This is a genomic window from Enterocloster clostridioformis (assembly GCF_020297485.1).
GTDB classification, from domain to species: domain Bacteria; phylum Bacillota; class Clostridia; order Lachnospirales; family Lachnospiraceae; genus Enterocloster; species Enterocloster clostridioformis.
The window spans coordinates 1,812,518-1,828,044 of record NZ_JAIWZC010000001.1 but is presented as its reverse complement, the minus strand read 5'-3'; the positions used below and the strand labels follow the sequence as shown (position 1 = coordinate 1,828,044).

The 15,527-nt window shown below is 43.3% G+C and carries 17 protein-coding genes; 10 read left to right on the top strand and 7 right to left on the bottom strand.

All coding sequences use genetic code 11. From position 1 onward, the window contains the following. Positions 1-31 precede the first annotated feature (31 nt). Positions 32-628, top strand: coding sequence for an HDIG domain-containing metalloprotein (locus tag LA360_RS09150; RefSeq protein ID WP_057572061.1), 597 nt, complete (start codon positions 32-34; stop codon positions 626-628). 86 nt (positions 629-714) lie between these two features. On the opposite strand, the gene LA360_RS30325 is transcribed toward LA360_RS09150, so the two are convergent. The 6 genes from LA360_RS30325 to LA360_RS09125 all read right to left on the bottom strand — a co-directional run bounded on the left by LA360_RS30325 (position 715) and on the right by LA360_RS09125 (position 5,917). Continuing rightward, positions 715-1,257 (bottom strand): ABC transporter permease, encoded by a 543-nt coding sequence (locus LA360_RS30325; RefSeq protein WP_330378439.1) that lies wholly within the window; start codon positions 1,255-1,257, stop codon positions 715-717. 63 nt (positions 1,258-1,320) lie between these two features. Continuing rightward, entirely contained in the window at positions 1,321-3,015 is a 1,695-nt protein-coding gene (locus LA360_RS09145; protein WP_330411397.1) for an ABC transporter permease, read from the bottom strand. A gap of 43 nt (positions 3,016-3,058) precedes the next feature. Beyond that, complete coding sequence (locus LA360_RS09140) at positions 3,059-3,754, bottom strand: ABC transporter ATP-binding protein (RefSeq protein WP_057572060.1); 696 nt, start codon at positions 3,752-3,754, stop codon at positions 3,059-3,061. Between the two features lie 63 nt (positions 3,755-3,817). Then, the gene (locus LA360_RS09135) at positions 3,818-5,047 is read right to left on the bottom strand and encodes a sensor histidine kinase (RefSeq protein ID WP_089775141.1); all 1,230 of its coding nucleotides are present in this window, start codon (positions 5,045-5,047) and stop codon (positions 3,818-3,820) included. Then, the gene (locus tag LA360_RS09130; RefSeq protein ID WP_112482995.1) at positions 5,044-5,736 is read right to left on the bottom strand and encodes a response regulator transcription factor; all 693 of its coding nucleotides are present in this window, start codon (positions 5,734-5,736) and stop codon (positions 5,044-5,046) included. Before LA360_RS09130 ends, LA360_RS09135 begins: the two co-directional genes overlap by 4 nt. After that, a complete protein-coding gene (locus tag LA360_RS09125; RefSeq protein ID WP_057572057.1) occupies positions 5,729-5,917 on the bottom strand; it encodes a helix-turn-helix domain-containing protein in 189 nt (62 codons plus the stop codon). The genes LA360_RS09130 and LA360_RS09125 overlap by 8 nt, the downstream gene beginning before the upstream one ends. Before the next feature lie 248 nt (positions 5,918-6,165). On the opposite strand from LA360_RS09125, the gene LA360_RS09120 reads away from it, so the two are divergent. From LA360_RS09120 to LA360_RS09075, 9 genes are all read left to right on the top strand, one after another. Further along, positions 6,166-6,420 (top strand): tyrosine-type recombinase/integrase, encoded by a 255-nt coding sequence (locus LA360_RS09120; RefSeq protein WP_330411399.1) that lies wholly within the window; start codon positions 6,166-6,168, stop codon positions 6,418-6,420. Between the two features lie 222 nt (positions 6,421-6,642). Beyond that, a complete protein-coding gene (locus tag LA360_RS09115; RefSeq protein WP_022200735.1) occupies positions 6,643-6,825 on the top strand; it encodes a hypothetical protein in 183 nt (60 codons plus the stop codon). Between the two features lie 118 nt (positions 6,826-6,943). Beyond that, on the top strand, positions 6,944-7,615 hold the full coding sequence (locus tag LA360_RS09110) for a response regulator transcription factor (protein ID WP_022200736.1): 672 nt from the start codon (positions 6,944-6,946) through the stop codon (positions 7,613-7,615). Continuing rightward, entirely contained in the window at positions 7,612-8,796 is a 1,185-nt protein-coding gene (locus LA360_RS09105; RefSeq protein WP_057572054.1) for a sensor histidine kinase, read from the top strand. The genes LA360_RS09110 and LA360_RS09105 overlap by 4 nt, the downstream gene beginning before the upstream one ends. 69 nt (positions 8,797-8,865) lie before the next feature. Then, positions 8,866-9,546: an ABC transporter ATP-binding protein gene (locus tag LA360_RS09100; protein WP_089775145.1), complete on the top strand. Its 681-nt coding sequence runs from the start codon at positions 8,866-8,868 to the stop codon at positions 9,544-9,546. Next, positions 9,525-11,765, top strand: a complete 2,241-nt coding sequence (locus tag LA360_RS09095; RefSeq protein ID WP_318653985.1) for an ABC transporter permease — start codon at positions 9,525-9,527, stop codon at positions 11,763-11,765. Before LA360_RS09100 ends, LA360_RS09095 begins: the two co-directional genes overlap by 22 nt. A gap of 300 nt (positions 11,766-12,065) precedes the next feature. Continuing rightward, positions 12,066-12,932: a tyrosine-type recombinase/integrase gene (locus LA360_RS09090; protein WP_112481419.1), complete on the top strand. Its 867-nt coding sequence runs from the start codon at positions 12,066-12,068 to the stop codon at positions 12,930-12,932. Continuing rightward, on the top strand, positions 12,925-14,082 hold the full coding sequence (locus tag LA360_RS09085; RefSeq protein ID WP_112481418.1) for an IS91 family transposase: 1,158 nt from the start codon (positions 12,925-12,927) through the stop codon (positions 14,080-14,082). Before LA360_RS09090 ends, LA360_RS09085 begins: the two co-directional genes overlap by 8 nt. Before the next feature lie 379 nt (positions 14,083-14,461). Continuing rightward, positions 14,462-15,139: a CatA-like O-acetyltransferase, family 2 gene (locus LA360_RS09075; protein WP_330657078.1), complete on the top strand. Its 678-nt coding sequence runs from the start codon at positions 14,462-14,464 to the stop codon at positions 15,137-15,139. A gap of 7 nt (positions 15,140-15,146) precedes the next feature. Here the strand turns inward: LA360_RS09075 and LA360_RS09070 are convergent, their stop codons facing one another. Beyond that, on the bottom strand, positions 15,147-15,281 hold the full coding sequence (locus LA360_RS09070; protein ID WP_370804976.1) for a cysteine-rich VLP protein: 135 nt from the start codon (positions 15,279-15,281) through the stop codon (positions 15,147-15,149). Between the last annotated feature and the right edge of the window lie 246 nt (positions 15,282-15,527).

Sequence of the window (15,527 nt, the reverse complement as noted above, 5' to 3'; positions counted from 1 at the left end):
AAATATTTATTAAAGGAAAGGAAGTTGTGATATGATACCGATTGAACTTGATCAGGAAATACGGGAGGGTGTTTTTAAGACACTTCCTCAGATTATGGATATTCAGAATGAGGAACTGCGAAACAAGACCGCGGATGCATGGACGTATGCGTTACAGATCAACGGCTTTAAACATATTGAGGAAATGCCAGGCTCCGGTATGCCCGAGGCCAGTGCGCTGGGAGACCAGAGTATGCACATCCGCGCGGTTGGATACAATACGCTAAGTCTGTATGAAAACCTATCCAGGGCTTATGAAATGGATTTAGGACTGGACAAAGACATATTAATAGCCAGCGCACTCCTTCACGATGTAGGCAAGCCTTATGAATATAATCCTGAGAACAGAAAGCGCTGGGGAGAAAACCAAAAGACAACAGGAGCCCCCAATGTGCGTCATCCGGCTTATGGAACTTACATCGCAATCACCTGTGGACTGCCTGAAGAAGTGGTGCATGTGTGCGCGAATCATTCACCTGAAGGGCGTTTTGTAACAAGAAGTGCTTACGCTACCCTTGTTCACTATGCGGATGACGGTTCTTGGTTTTCATTGGCGAGTCTGTTTGATTTGAATATTCCAAAGCTATAGAAAAAAGTGTTAAAGAGAGGGGGCTGTCCCATCTATGATTTCCTAATCATTGATGCGACAGCTTCCTCAAGGTATTGCATAAGATTTTATTGCGCGCTGATTGTGTCTATGATAGACATTTTCTGGATTGTTTGAATCGGTCTATACACAGCCAGAGCAACAGACAGCAGCATCACCAAAAGGATAATTCCCAACTCTGTCCACGGAATGGTCCAAATATCTCCCCAGTGGGAACTTATCATCATATTAAAGAGAAGCTTGTTGCAGAACAACCCCAATATTGTTCCAATTATACTGCCGCTCAAGGTGTAGGTACACGCCTCAGAAACAATCATGTTCCCGAGCTGCCTTCTACTTAGTCCAATGGCTTGAAACACACCATACTGCCTTGTCCTTGAGGATACACTCATGGAAATGCTGTTGATAATATTGAAAATTGTGATTATTGCGATTAACACTAAAAATCCATAGATAAACAGCCACAGGCAATAGTAGGTTCCCATTGTGCTTTGGCTGCTCATCCGTTTATCAGAAAATGTATAGGAAGTTCCTGCCATTTGCTGAATGGCATGGACATCCTCAGCCGTTGCTTCTTTTGTCAACTGTATGTCCAAAATAGTATAGTCCATGGCTCCTGTAATCTGCTGAAACGTACGCTCTGAGCAGATGATTATTCCTGTATCATTGGCGTTTTAAAAAGGGGAAGTAGAGAGCATACCGGAAATTTTCATTTCCTGCGATTGTCCATTTTTATGGATTGTTACCACATCGCCAACCTGTATCTTGTTTTCTGGCTCAAAGACAATGAAGCCGGTTGATTCTTCGTTTTGGACCTCGGCAATGGATCCGCTTAACAAATATTCTTTTGCCCAGCCAAACTGCCGCTGCTCATAGGAAATCAAATCCACCTTTGTCTCCATGCCATTCACAGTAACCGGAACATCGTATGCAAACTTTCGGCCATAAGCAGCTTTGACCACGGGGCTTTCCTGCAATTCCTCTAATAAATGGCTTCCTACAGAACAGGAAAAGTCAGAACTAATAATAGATAAATCCGCAGTCCAGGGACGGAGTGGAGTTAGGGAATGGTTCATAAATTCTACAGTAACGGAGAAAGACAAAAACAGGATAATACTCAAGGCAAAGGAGCCGGACATTAAAATCAGATTTTTTTTGCTGCCTTTTGCGTGATAGATGCCAAGAGCGGTGTCGATTTTGAACCATTTTGTATTTGCCGCCTTTTTAGCGGACTGAAAGCTGTTTGTAATACCGGAAACAGCCGCCAGAGGTGACACTTTTGCTGCCTTTTTTGCAGGAGAACCCGCCGCCAATAAAACAGTCAAAAATCCAATCAGGACTCCGGCAAGAATACTGGGAATGCTAAGGCCAAACACAGGCATTTCCCTAAAGTATTCCGGACTGAGTATCCGCAGCACAGCACATAAGCTCCAGATTACCACAATGCCGACAAGAATTCCCAGTGGAACCGCAAGCCGGCACCAACCAAGAGCCTCTTTACGGACCAGCTTCATGACCTGTTTCGGAGTTGCGCCGATACAGCGCATTAGGCCGAAAAATTCAAATCGCTGGGCCACATGACAGTTTAAACTGCTGGCAATCATCATAATGCCTGCAAGCAGTACTAATACAAACAGGACACCGGCCGCGGCATAGGTATAGAGCATAAAGGAACTGTCACTCTGCCCGTACATTCCAAGCAGCTTGGTATTTTCTGAAACCTGTTTGTCCAAAAGACCGTAGGCAGCTTTTAATTCAGCGATTGCCTGCCGCGCCGTCCAGGGGTTTGTGAATTGAATATACAGCATCATGCCGTAATCTTCCAGCTTATCACTGTTTACACCAGTGAATAGGGCACGGAAAGCGTCTGTTGTGAGGCAGATTCCATAAGAGTCCTCGCTCATTGTTTTAGAGGCATCTTTACAGAACCCAGAAATCGTATAATGCAGTTGGCTGCCCGCAGACGTATCTATGGTAATTTGGTCTCCAAGCTGAAACCCCAGCCGCTTTTTGGTGTTCTCTGTGACCATGGCCTCTGTTATAGTCTGAGGAAAATTTCCCTCTACGACATTATTTACCTGCATATCCGTAATCCAGGCTTCATCGCTTCCCATCACAATGGCGTTTTTTCCGGATAAAAGATATCCGTCCTTGCCCCGGTAATTAAGGACACCATAACGTGCGGTACTTTTTATATCAGGGCGCATTGCAATCAGTGCTGCATCTTCCGCAGTAAGGTTGCGGATGCCAATATGGAAGTTCCCGCCGTCTATTTGAGCCTGTAAAATCTGGCTGCGCACGAACATATCGGCCATGCCGAATATGGCAGTTACCAGGAATACGGATAAAACGATGCAAAAAATAGACATCCGATTTTGCTTCCGATGAATTTTTGCGGATATAGGAACCAGATCATGATAATGTTTCATTCATGCTCCCTCCCAAATCCGTAAGAATGCCATCCGATACCTGGAACACCCGGTTCACCGATGCTGTCAGGTTTTTGTTGTGAGTTATCATCAAAATTGTCTGGTGATAGAGCCGGGCCGCCTGTAGAAGTAAGTCCATGACATCCTGGCTGTTTTTGCTGTCCAAATTTCCCGTTGGTTCATCAGCTAAAATCAGCTTGGGTCTGGTAATTAAGGCCCGTCCAATCGCAACGCGCTGCTGTTGGCCACCGGAAAGCTGGTTCGGCAGATGGTAGCGGCGCTCTGTCAAGCCAAGCAAGTCCAAAAGATTACTAATGACGGCGGAATCAGGCTTGCGGTAATCCAGAAGGAGCGGGAACATGATATTTTGCTCTACATTTAACTCTGAGACGAGCTGAAAGGACTGGAATATAAATCCGATATTGCGCCGCCGAAAAATCGTGCGCTGTTCCTCTTTCATGGAAAACAAATCTTGTCCGTCCACTAAAATATGACCAGAAGATGGAGCGTCCAATGCTCCGATACAGTTCAGCAAGGTACTCTTGCCAGAGCCGGATTCTCCTAATACAGCGGCAAACTCGCCCTTTTCCAACGAAAAAGACACATTTTTTAGGGCATCTACTTTCGCTTCACCTTTTCCGTATGTCTTGCACAAATCATGCACGTTCAGAATTTCCATGGTATCAATACCTCCTTTCCCTTAAGGATAGCAGGGATAGCTTACAATGAGGTGAATTTGACCTTACATTTCCGTAAGAAAGGAGAGGGTAAAGGTCGTGCCCTGGTATAATTCACTTTTTGCAGAGATGATGCCGCCTTGCCCTTCAATAATTGACTTGGCGAGGGGAAGCCCCAGTCCAATCCCCTGTGTATCCAGTGAATGTTTACTACGGTAAAAACGCTTAAAAATATGGTGTATATCCTCTGGTGCAATACCATCGCCATTGTCGGAAATAAAAATCCGAAGCATAACCGGAGTGCGCTCCCATGTAATTTCAATTGTTCCACCTGGTTGCGTGTGCTCCATCGCATTTTTAACAAGATTCCCGATGGCTTCTCCCGTCCATTCCATATCACAGACCAGCGTTTGGCTGCTGTCACCGGCCAGCACAATTTTCTTGTCTTCATTTCTGGCCCTGGTGGTCAGGTCATTGATGGAGTGTGCAATCAGCTTTGATACAACACAAGCATTCTTTTCAAATATAATCGTTCCTGTATCTAAACGGGTTATTTTGAGCATGGATTGTATCAACTGCTCCATGCGTTTTAAAGATACCCCCATCTTAGCAACAAACTGTCTCACTGTATCGGTATTTTCCGGTTCTGCTTCAATGATTTCCTGGTACAGGGCAAGAGCGGACAGAGGTGTTTTTAATTGGTGTGATATATCGGATATAGTGCCCTTCAAAAACTCCTTTGTTTGATGCTCTGTTTCACTCTTGGACTGTAACATCGTGGCAAGCTGTTCCACTGAAGAAAAAATCTGGAAAATTGTGCCTTCGTGATTTTGCGGCAAATGGCAGGAGTAATCCCCATTGATATAGTTGGTCAACACCTGCTCTGCTCGCAGATACAGGTTCTTCCTTTTCCAAAAGAAAATGAATGTCCCAACAGCGAGCATCAGTATAAAAAAAACAACAGCCGCCAAAATGGAACCAAACATATCCTTTTGCAGGCGGCTGACAAAAGGTGACATACGATTTTGAACCGGATTGTCCATACCAACAGAGACCAGCAGGCTCCGTCCAGCCTCGCTGATTTCTGAATTATTGAGTGCAACAGCAATCACACCCCGGGATACGCCCTGTTCTAAAAGGGAAGATGCCATTGCTTCATCATGCGTAAGATACAATGATTTTACATGATGAATCTGGCTCATGCCCAAAGAAAATCCTGCGATAAGAAGTAATAGAGAGTATATGATTAAGAAAGAACAAAAGCCTTTAATCTGTTTATCGCGGTAAAAGCTCATATAGATACCTCTTTCCATTGGTAGCCGAATCCACGAACCGTTATTAAATGCTCTGGGTGGGAGGGCTCTGTTTCCACCTTTTCACGGAGCCGCCGCACATACACTGACAGGGTATTGTCATCTACAAAGTTTCCTGTGGCATCCCACAACTCGTTAAGAATAACTTCTCTGGCAACAATGCGGTTCGCATTCCGAATCATTAGACAAAGCAGACGATATTCAGCGCTTGTTAAATCAAGGTTTTTTCCTTTTAAGGATACACGGCTGCCCAAAAGATCAATCGAAATGTCTCCGCAGACGATAGTAGAACCGTTCTCTCCGTCAGATACTCTGGCTCTGCGTAGCAGGGCGCGAATACGGGAACATAGCTCCCCTAATTTAAAAGGTTTTGTGACATAATCATCTCCGCCGCTGTCCAGTCCGCGGATGATACTGACTTCTTCATCGGATGCGGTTAAAAAGATAATTGGTATCTGCTGATTTTCTTTTCTCACTTTTTCACAGACATCAAATCCTGTTCCGTCTGGGAGCGTTACATCCAAAATGAGCAGGTCGTATTGGTTTAACTCATATTGGAATGCTTCACGCACAGTACGGGCGACTTCAATATCAAATCCATTCTTTTTCAAAGAGTAGACTAAACCATCAATCAGACTTACATCATCTTCCAGCAAAAGTATTTTATTCATGCTTTTGCTCCTTTCCTTGCTTTGTCCTGCCGTCAACCGGCTTTTTGGCCTCTTTGGGTATTAACCAGATTGTCGCTATTTTCATGGCACCGGGAATACGGCCTGCGGCACAGTAATAATTTATCCATCTCGGGGTAACACCCCATTTTTCGCCTGCTTCTTTCAATGTCATATAATCCATAGTATACCTCCACAAATTGCATTATAATTATTTTGTTCGAATAAAACAAGATTATCAGATTGTAAATCAATATACCCAATCTGTAAAGGCGCCTCTAAGGAACCATTCTTGTTGAAAGCCGGGGTGAAAAAGGAAAATTTTATAACCCCAATCATAGTTTTAAGAGAGTCGTTTGCAAGTTAGCGGAGGAACCTTTCAACTTCGCCCTGGATACTGTCCTGGAGGAAGACACAGAGGAAAAGATCGCATTGACCCAGGAGCAGGAGGACAGTCTTCTTTCTTTCGCTGCTGGCAATCCGGTCTATTGGAAGTATCGTGACGAGATCATTATTTTTCTGGGAACCGGCCTACGTGTCTCCGAATTTTGCGGACTGACGGTCAATCTTGATTTTGTCAACCGGCAGATCAATGTGGATTATCAGCTTCTCCGGGACAGCGAGACTGGTTACGCATACGCAACATACGCTTCTGCAAAGGCTGAAATGGATAGGCTCGCAGCTTAGTAGTAAAGCCCAATTCTACTACCTTTTTACGATTGTTGATTGCAAAATGAGGCTTGGAAATGCCGAGTTATGCCGTGTATCTTCCATAATGAAAACTGACGGAAAAGCCCGTGATTCCAGGCCAAACCGACATTTGCCAACTAATGCAAAGATAATCAGAAATTTGCTATAATTTTTATGCTATATGCCATTTAGTTTCCAATCCGGTGAAGGATGGTGCAAATGAAGAAAACGGAAGATTTAATTACCCCGTTCTACATGGGGTATCCAAGAGAAGCCGTGGTGGAATTATTACTCCCCGCATTTTTACCCATCAACTTAATCAAAGGTGGTCTTAATGCAGGAATCACCATGCTTTTATACAAACCGATTGTGCCCCCCTATATTATTGTATGTTTCAGGTGATACTATAAAAAGGTAATGGGAACATATCAGCAGCTTTTCCTGTTTACGGGCAAATTGGTCACTGAGTTGTAATACTTTTCTGATATAATAGATATAAAAAGTCAAGGTGGAAAAAAAGATGACTGAATTATATTATGCCGAAGATGATCCGAACATCGCTATGATTGTAAAAGAATATTTAGAACATAGAAATTTCAAGGTAACAATATGCGGAACACTTGCAGGAATGAAACAGGCTTTAAAAAAACATGTGCCGGCCATTATTCTGTTAGATTGGAACATGCCGGATGGACATGGAGACAGTTTATGCAAATGGATTCGCAGCAACTGGAAAGAACTTCCCATCATTTTCCTTACCGTACGAGGGGATTCCCATGACATTGTATCAGGCTTTCAAAACGGTGCGGATGATTATGTGGTAAAACCGTTTGAATTGGAAGTATTGTACTCAAGAATTTTGGCCTTACTTCGGAGAACTCATTATGCGGCAGAACCGTATCTCTCCTGTGATGGGATTTTAATTGACCAGAACCGCAGAACCGTCTCCTGTCAGTTGGAGGAAATCTGTTTGAGCGCGGCAGAATACCAACTGCTTCTGTATTTGATGCAGAATAAAGGCCGGACTGTAACCAGGGAAAAAATTTTAGAGCAGGTATGGGATGTGAATGGAAACTATGTGAATAATAACACTCTTACAGTCACAATGAAGCGTCTGCGGGATAAATTACATCAGCCTTCCTGTTTAAAAACAGTCAGAAGCGTGGGATACAGCATGGAGGATACGATATGAGCAGGCAGAAAAACATATTGGCCACAATAGGACTTGTACTGTCTGTCAGTCTCATAACTTCGGCGCTTTCTGTTATGATGATATCTAACTATGACAGCCGGCTTCAATTTAGATTGCTGAATGCTGTTTGTGGGGAAGTGTTAGAGCAGGAGCCAGAAACAGAAAGCATCATTTCAGCCGCATTAAAGGAATATACAAGCAAAAATGCAGATAGTGCAGCGAAGGATAATGTTTTATCTGTGTTAGGTTACCAGGTTTCTGATTTTTCCAATTTGACGTATAGGAAACAGGTTTTATTTGTGACGGCAGGGGGATTGATTGGTTTCTTGCTTTTAATGATCACCTTATTTTATCGAAATCAAAGGGAATGCATGCGTATTCGGGCTTTGGCAGAATATCTGGAACAGGCGAATATAGGAAAAGCCGCTATCCTTTCTTCTACCGGTGAGGACGATTTTTCAAAATTAGAGGATGAAATCTATAAGACTGTGACATATCTCTATCAAACAAAAGAAACAGCTGTGCAGGTGAAAAATAAGTTTGCGGAAAATCTATCCAATATTGCACATCAAATAAAAACACCGATTACTGCAATTTCCTTATCTGTGCAGACAATGCAAAAAGAAATAAGGAAAGATCAGTTGGCTCAAATACAAAAGCAGCTTCTCCGTCTTAGTCATTTGGAGGAAGCCCTGCTTGTTATATCCCGCCTTGATGCAGGGACGCTGGTTCTTGAAAAGGAGGTTGTTGATGTTTTTACTGTACTTGTCCTTGCAGCAGATAATTTACAGGAACTATTGACAGAAACAGGAACTGCTGTTGATATTCCGGAACTGGGCGAGATGGCAGTTACTGCCGATTTGGACTGGACAATGGAGGCTGTTATAAATTTGATGAAAAATTGTATGGAACATAATCCAGGCGGAGTTGTTCACTGCGCGTATGAACAGAATTCTCTCTACACTGATATCATGATTTGGGATGAGGGGGACGGTTTTCTAAAGGAGGATATGCCCCATCTTTTTGAGCGGTTTTATCGTGGCCATAATGCTCATGAGGGAGGCATTGGAATTGGGCTTGCACTGGCAAAAGAAATTATTGAACGTCAGAACGGTACGTTACGGGCCAGTAACAGGCAAGGCGCCGGAGCCTGTTTTGAAATTCGTTTTTACAGTCACTAAGTTGTAATTTTCATTTGCTATAATGAAAATATAAAATTCCAAAACATTATAGCAGGAGGTAAGAAGCAAATGAACATTCTAACATGCGAAGGGGTCCGTAAGGTGTACGGTTCCGGCGATAATCAGGTGGCTGCACTGGATGGGATTGATTTGACAGTCAACAAAGGGGAATTTGTAGCCATTGTTGGAGCGTCCGGTTCCGGTAAGTCTACGCTATTACATATCCTGGGCAGTGTAGACAAACCCACAAGCGGAACAGTAACCATAGATGGGACAGACCTTTCTAAACTAAATCGTACACAGGCTGCTATTTTCCGCCGCAGAAAGGTTGGACTTGTATATCAGTTCTATAACCTGATTCCCACGCTTACCGTGCGGAAAAATATTCTTATGCCTCTTACACTGGATAAAAAGAAACCAAGCAAAGAGTACTTTGAACAGGTGGTCCGTTCCCTTGGCATTTTTGACAGGCTTGAGGCGTTACCAAGTCAGCTGTCAGGAGGGCAACAGCAAAGAGTTGCGATTGCACGCTCTCTGATTTATCGGCCGGCGCTGCTTTTGGCAGACGAACCAACTGGAAACCTGGACCAGAAAAATTCCAAAGAAATCATAGATATGCTGAAACTATCCAATCGGAATCTGGAGCAGACCATTCTGCTAATTACCCATGACGAAAAGGTGGCTTTGGAAGCAGACCGCATTATAACCATCGAAGATGGAACAATCAAATGCGATGTACGGCGGAGGTGAGGAATATGTGGAGAGATTATTCAGCCGGATATATTAAAAATAATCGTTCCTCGGGACTCTCCATTATGATAGCAGCGTTTATATCTGCTTTGCTGTTATCCCTATTGTGCGGTTTATTCTATAACGCATGGAAGTATGAAGTGGAAAGAATCAAACTGACCCAAGGCAGCTGGCAAAGCCGGCTTGTTGGAACGTTTGATTTACAGGACATGGAAGCCATAAGAAACTTTGCAGATGTAAAAAGTGTTGTGGTCAATGATGAGGCAGCGGACGGTCACGAAACGGTACTGGACATCTATTTTGATGATTACGGTACGGTTTTGGAGGACACACCACGGATTGCTGAAATGGCAGGAGTTTTACCGGAAGCAGTTACTTATAACTATGAACTTCTTGCAATGTATCTCATACGCAGTCCGCAGGACATGGCCCCAAGACTGCTGTTTCCTATGTTCATTATAATAATGATAATGACCTCTTTCTCCCTGATTGTCATTATACACAATTCATTTGCTGTATCCATGAATGCGAGGATTCATCAGTTTGGCATTTTTTCCAGCATTGGAGCCACACCGAAACAGATTCGGACATGTCTGCTGCAGGAGGCAGCCGTACTTTGCACCATGCCAATCATACTTGGGAATCTGTTGGGGGTTGCAATCAGTATGGGGCTTTTACAAATGATAAATGCGCTGTTGGGAAGCCGGGTAGCAGGCAGGCATGAGGCAGTATTTGGATATCATCCGCTGGTCCTGGCTCTGACGCTGTTAGTGACAATTATCACCATATGGATTTCCGCATGGCTGCCCGCCCGAACATTAAGCAAATTGGCGCCATTGGAAGCCATTAAGAATACAGGAGAATTTCAACTCAAACGAAGAAGGAATTCTCCTGTCCTTTCTCTTTTATTTGGCGTAGAGGGGGAGTTGGCAGGAAATGCCTTAAAGGCGCAGAGAAAAGCCCTGCGGACGGCCTCCTTATCTCTGATACTTTCATTCATGGCTTTTACGGTTATGGAGTGCTTTTTTACCATATCAGGAATCAATACAAGAGAAACCTATTTCGATAAATATCAGGATGTTTGGGATATTATGATTACCATAAAGGATACAGATGTAGATTCTTTTACAGAAACTGAAAAGATACAAGCCCTTCCCGGCGTAAGAAGCGCCACAGTATATCAAAAGGCGATGGCAAGCACAACCATCACAGAAGATGAAATGAGTGATGAAATGAAGTCCTTTGGAGACTTTTCTCATGCTTCGGGTGACGAGGCAGTGCAGACAGCAGCAGGCTGGAAGGTCAGTGCTCCTATGATTATATTAGATGATAGCAGCTTTACTGCTTACTGTGAACAAATTGGTATTACACCCCGGCTGGATGGAACTGTCATACGTAATCAAATTCGAGATGTGACCAACCCGGATTTTAGACACCCTCAGTATATGCCCTATGTTAAAGGGGAAAGTGCGGCCAGTCTGATAAGACATTCGGGTGAAGAAGGGACAGCAGTTGAAATACCTGTTTTGTCCTATACAGATCAGGTTCCTGCTTTAAGAGAAGAATATGCAACGATTAATTATTATGAACTGGTGCATTTCCTTCCGGTGTCCTTGTGGAATGAAATCAAAGGACAAATTGCAGGCAGTGAGGATGATTCCTACATTTGCGTTCTTGGAAATGAAAACGCCGCCTTAGAAGAACTAAACGTTTTACAGGCGGAAATTGACCAGATGATAACTGGGTCTTATGCGGCTGAAAGTGAAAACCGTATTCAGAAAAAAGAAGCAAACGACAGGCAGATACAGGGAATGATGGCGATTTTCGGCGGCTTTTGTGTACTGCTTGCAATCATTGGTATTGGAAATGTGTTTTCTAATACCTTGGGATTTGTACGTCAAAGAAAAAGAGAATTTTCCAGATATATGTCGGTTGGATTGACGCCGGAAGAAATTAAAAAGATGTTCTGCATTGAAGCGCTGGTTATCGCAGGGCGCCCGGTTATCCTTACGATTCCGCTTGCAGGGATTACAGCTGGGTATATGTTAAAAATAAGTTATCTTGAGTTGGAAACATTTCTTGCGGAGGCACCATTGGTTCCAATCGCTATATTCATGCTGGCTATTTTGGGTGCTGTGGCATTGGCGTATTATCTTGGCTGGCGGAATGTGTGCACGATCAATCTGGCTGAAGCATTGCGGGATGATACAATGATGTAACGCGCTGTGGTCAGAATCACAGATTAAATTCCAATTGCCTTATTGTACCAAGTCGCTAGTGCGACGGCTAGCCCAAGGTACATAAAACCACCACTTTTTTTATAAAAAATAGCAGTTTTTAAATTTATGATGTATTGTTAAGTTACCACACCAAACAACTTCATAACTTTAAGAACTGCTATGCTTATGTTATCATGGATTTCTAAACTCAACAACTATATATCTTATTTTTTTACTCGTCCACCACCTCTTTTTGAAATGTAACTACTGTTTTTATTGCATTTCAAAGGAGATTTTACTATGGACAAATATTTAAATTCTTTCAGGGAAATGATTTCCCTTCGCGGTCTTACCGACCATACCCTTAAAAATTACTGTACTTACATCCGGGCGTATCTGGATTACCTCGCAAATGTTCTTCACAAATCGCCAGAAGATGTTTCCTGGGATGAACTTCGTGACTACATCAAATGGCTACAGAAATCCAGAGACCTTTCTGACCGCACCATCAACTGTGCCATTTCACAACTGCGCTTTTTCACCATGTATGTTCTTCACAAAACATGGGATGACACACAGCTTCCCATGCGTAAGTTTGACGAGTACCTTCCCTATGTTCCCTCGAAACAGGAAACATGGCAGTTTATTTCTTCCATACCTGATTTAAAGCAGAAGACTATGGTTACACTCATGTATTCCTCAGGGCTTCGTATCGGTGAAGTATGCCGTCTGCGTTACGAGGATGTTGACCGCAAAAACATGCGGCTTCACATCACACACTCCAAAAACAGGAATGACCGCTATGCCATTCTTTCTAAAGCGGCACTTGACCTGCTGACACGCTACTGGTTTGAATACGGCAGACCAAAAGGCTTTCTTTTTCCAAAGCAAAGTGGCGAGGACAGACCCATCGACACATTCTTCCTTTCAAGACACATCCATGCCCATGAGGACAGGCTCGGATGGGAACGCAGGCTTACCTGTCATTCCTTTCGTCATGCTTTTGGTACCCATCTGTATGAAAACGGAACCGACCTGCTTACCATAAAAGCGCTTATGGGACATAAATCTTTGTCTTCCACCACTATTTATGTCCATCTTTCCGGTAATGCCATCCGCAATGCCGTCAGCCCTTTTGACCGATTGGCAGGTGAATACCATGAGTGATTACAAAATCAGGCAGATATTTGAGCAGTCCTATGAAGCTTTCTCAGCACCGGGGCACTATCAGTCGGATGTCCAACGCAAAGCCGCCCGAGCCATCTTAAACTGCAAATCCGGAAGGCTTGGTGTCAACTTAAGTCAGTGTACCGACTGTGGGCATGTGGAAGTCCACAATAATTCCTGCCGCAACCGCAACTGCCCCAACTGTCAGGCTGTGAAGAAAGAAATCTGGGTAGATAAACGCAGTGCTGAGGTCATTGATTCACCCTATTTTCATGTAGTGTTTACACTTCCACATGAATTAAATCCCCTCATTTACTGCAACCAGAAGCTTCTGTATGGACTTCTTCACAGATGCTGCGCCGAAACACTTCTGGAATTATCTGCTGATAAGAAGTGGCTCGGGGCAACACCCGGGATTATCCAAGTACTTCATACTTGGAATCAGGAGCTGGATTACCATGTACATATGCACTGCATTGTTTCCGGCGGCGGGCTTACCGGAGATGGAAAAATCCGTAAATCCTCATCTAAGTTTTTTATCCGTACGGAGGTCCTGCGGGATAAGTTTAAGGGGAAATATATGGCACACCTTGTCTCCCTTTATGAAAGCGGCTCCCTTAACTTTTCATCCTCCTGTGAAAACCTGCGTAATTCTTACCACTGGAAGGAATTTAAAAATAAGCTTTATGAAATGGACTGGTGCCCCTACATCAAGAAAACCTTCAACGGCTTCGGCAATGTCATTGAATACCTTGGACGCTACATCCACAAAATCGCCATCTCTAACAGCAGGATCCTTTCTGTTACGGAAGATACGGTAACATTCTCTGCCCGTGGAAAAAAGCCGGGTGAACCAAAACGTCAGATTACTCTTGGCAACACGGAGTTTATACGCCGTTACCTGATGCATGTGCTGCCTTCCGGCTTTCAGAAAATACGCTATTATGGTTTTCTGAACAATCGGATGAAATATAAGAATCTGAAGGTTATCTTTAAGCTTCAGAATGGACAGCGTTTCAAGCAGCGTTACGCCGGAATGTCCCTGGCAGAGCTTTTAAAAGCAGTCTGGAATTTCGATATCTGTGTGTGTCCTGAATGTGGTCATACAGCCATGAAACAGCTGGGAAGGTGTCATGTTCCTTCTTCCTGACAGGCTGCTTTCCTATATATTTTTTAAGACCTGCCATCGGGAGGTCTGCGAAGCATACCCAAAAATATGGGATACAGCTAAAATCGTCCTGCTTCTGCATTGCAGACCACCATAATCCACTATTTTAAGCTTCCCTGGGGAAATACTATCCCCATACAGCCTATGGCTAAAGTTCCGCGACTTGGTACAATTGGAAAGAATCACATTCAGAGCAGTTTATCTTTTGCATAAGCTGTTCATTTTTTTGTCGCTCTGAATCTGATACTTTCCTTAAGAATTATACAATATTTCAGATCAGAAGTATAAACTCGGCCTTTATCTTATATTTGCAAGGTCGGAAAATTGGCAGAAAAGAAGTAATTTTCACATTCTCGTAATTATGGTAAAATGGAAGAAACGGAATCATGCAAATTGGATTTTTATGGAGGAAACAATGCCAAGAGAAATCAATCCAAAAGATACAAAACGAGCCATGGCATATGAGCTATGGATAAAAGCGCCTAATCCGATGGTGACATTTTTTAAGACACTGGACGTAACGAACCTTATTAAAGTTAGTAAAAAACGACAGTTGAAGTTTAATATGCTGCTTGATTATTGTATTGGAAAAGCGGCTGTGAACGTGGAAGAGTTCTATATTCTGCCGGTGGGAGATAAGCTGCTGCAATATGATACAATTGCGGTCAACACAATTGTAAAAAACAAAGATGGAGAAGTCAGTTCCTGTGATATTCTGTATACAGAAGATTTAGATGCGTATAATCAGCAGTATCTGAATTATACCGCGCAGGTTGCTGAAAGCTGCCAGGACAGAGACCTGTCGAACGACAGTATGGTAATTGGTACTTCGGCTATCATAGATGCAGAAATTGATGGGGCTGTCGGGATGAACAGTGGTATTTTCAATAATCCATTTATCATATGGGGCAGATACCAAAAGAAACTATTTAGATATTATCTGACCATATCCTTTCAATTCCATCATACCCAAATGGATGGCGCACATGCAGGTAGATTTTTAGCTAATCTGCAAAATGAGGTTAATAGATTAAAATAGACGCCCCCTAGTGAGGGAAGGGAGGACAGTACTTCATCTGCGGGCGGGCGCAGGCGTCGCCATCGTCAAGGGCGGTACAGTTCCCACCCTCGCAGCTGCAGCACGCCCGGCGTATCAGGGCATTGGCCCGTTTTCTCTGCATCGGGGGCATATGGTAGGGGAGCCGACCAAGATTGTGCTATCCTAACAAAGGATAAGTTGTATGCGTCTTTTGCGGAGAAATACGATTTTTCAGAAAGGAAATAAAATGATGGATTTTTGCAGAATAGAGCTGGATGATATTGCTCAAATAAATTACAATGAATCTAAAAATGCAGATTTTCTAAAAACACTTTTTCTTTCGCATAGATACGTATATGTCAGAAACGAAAGCCATCGTTTATTAGGA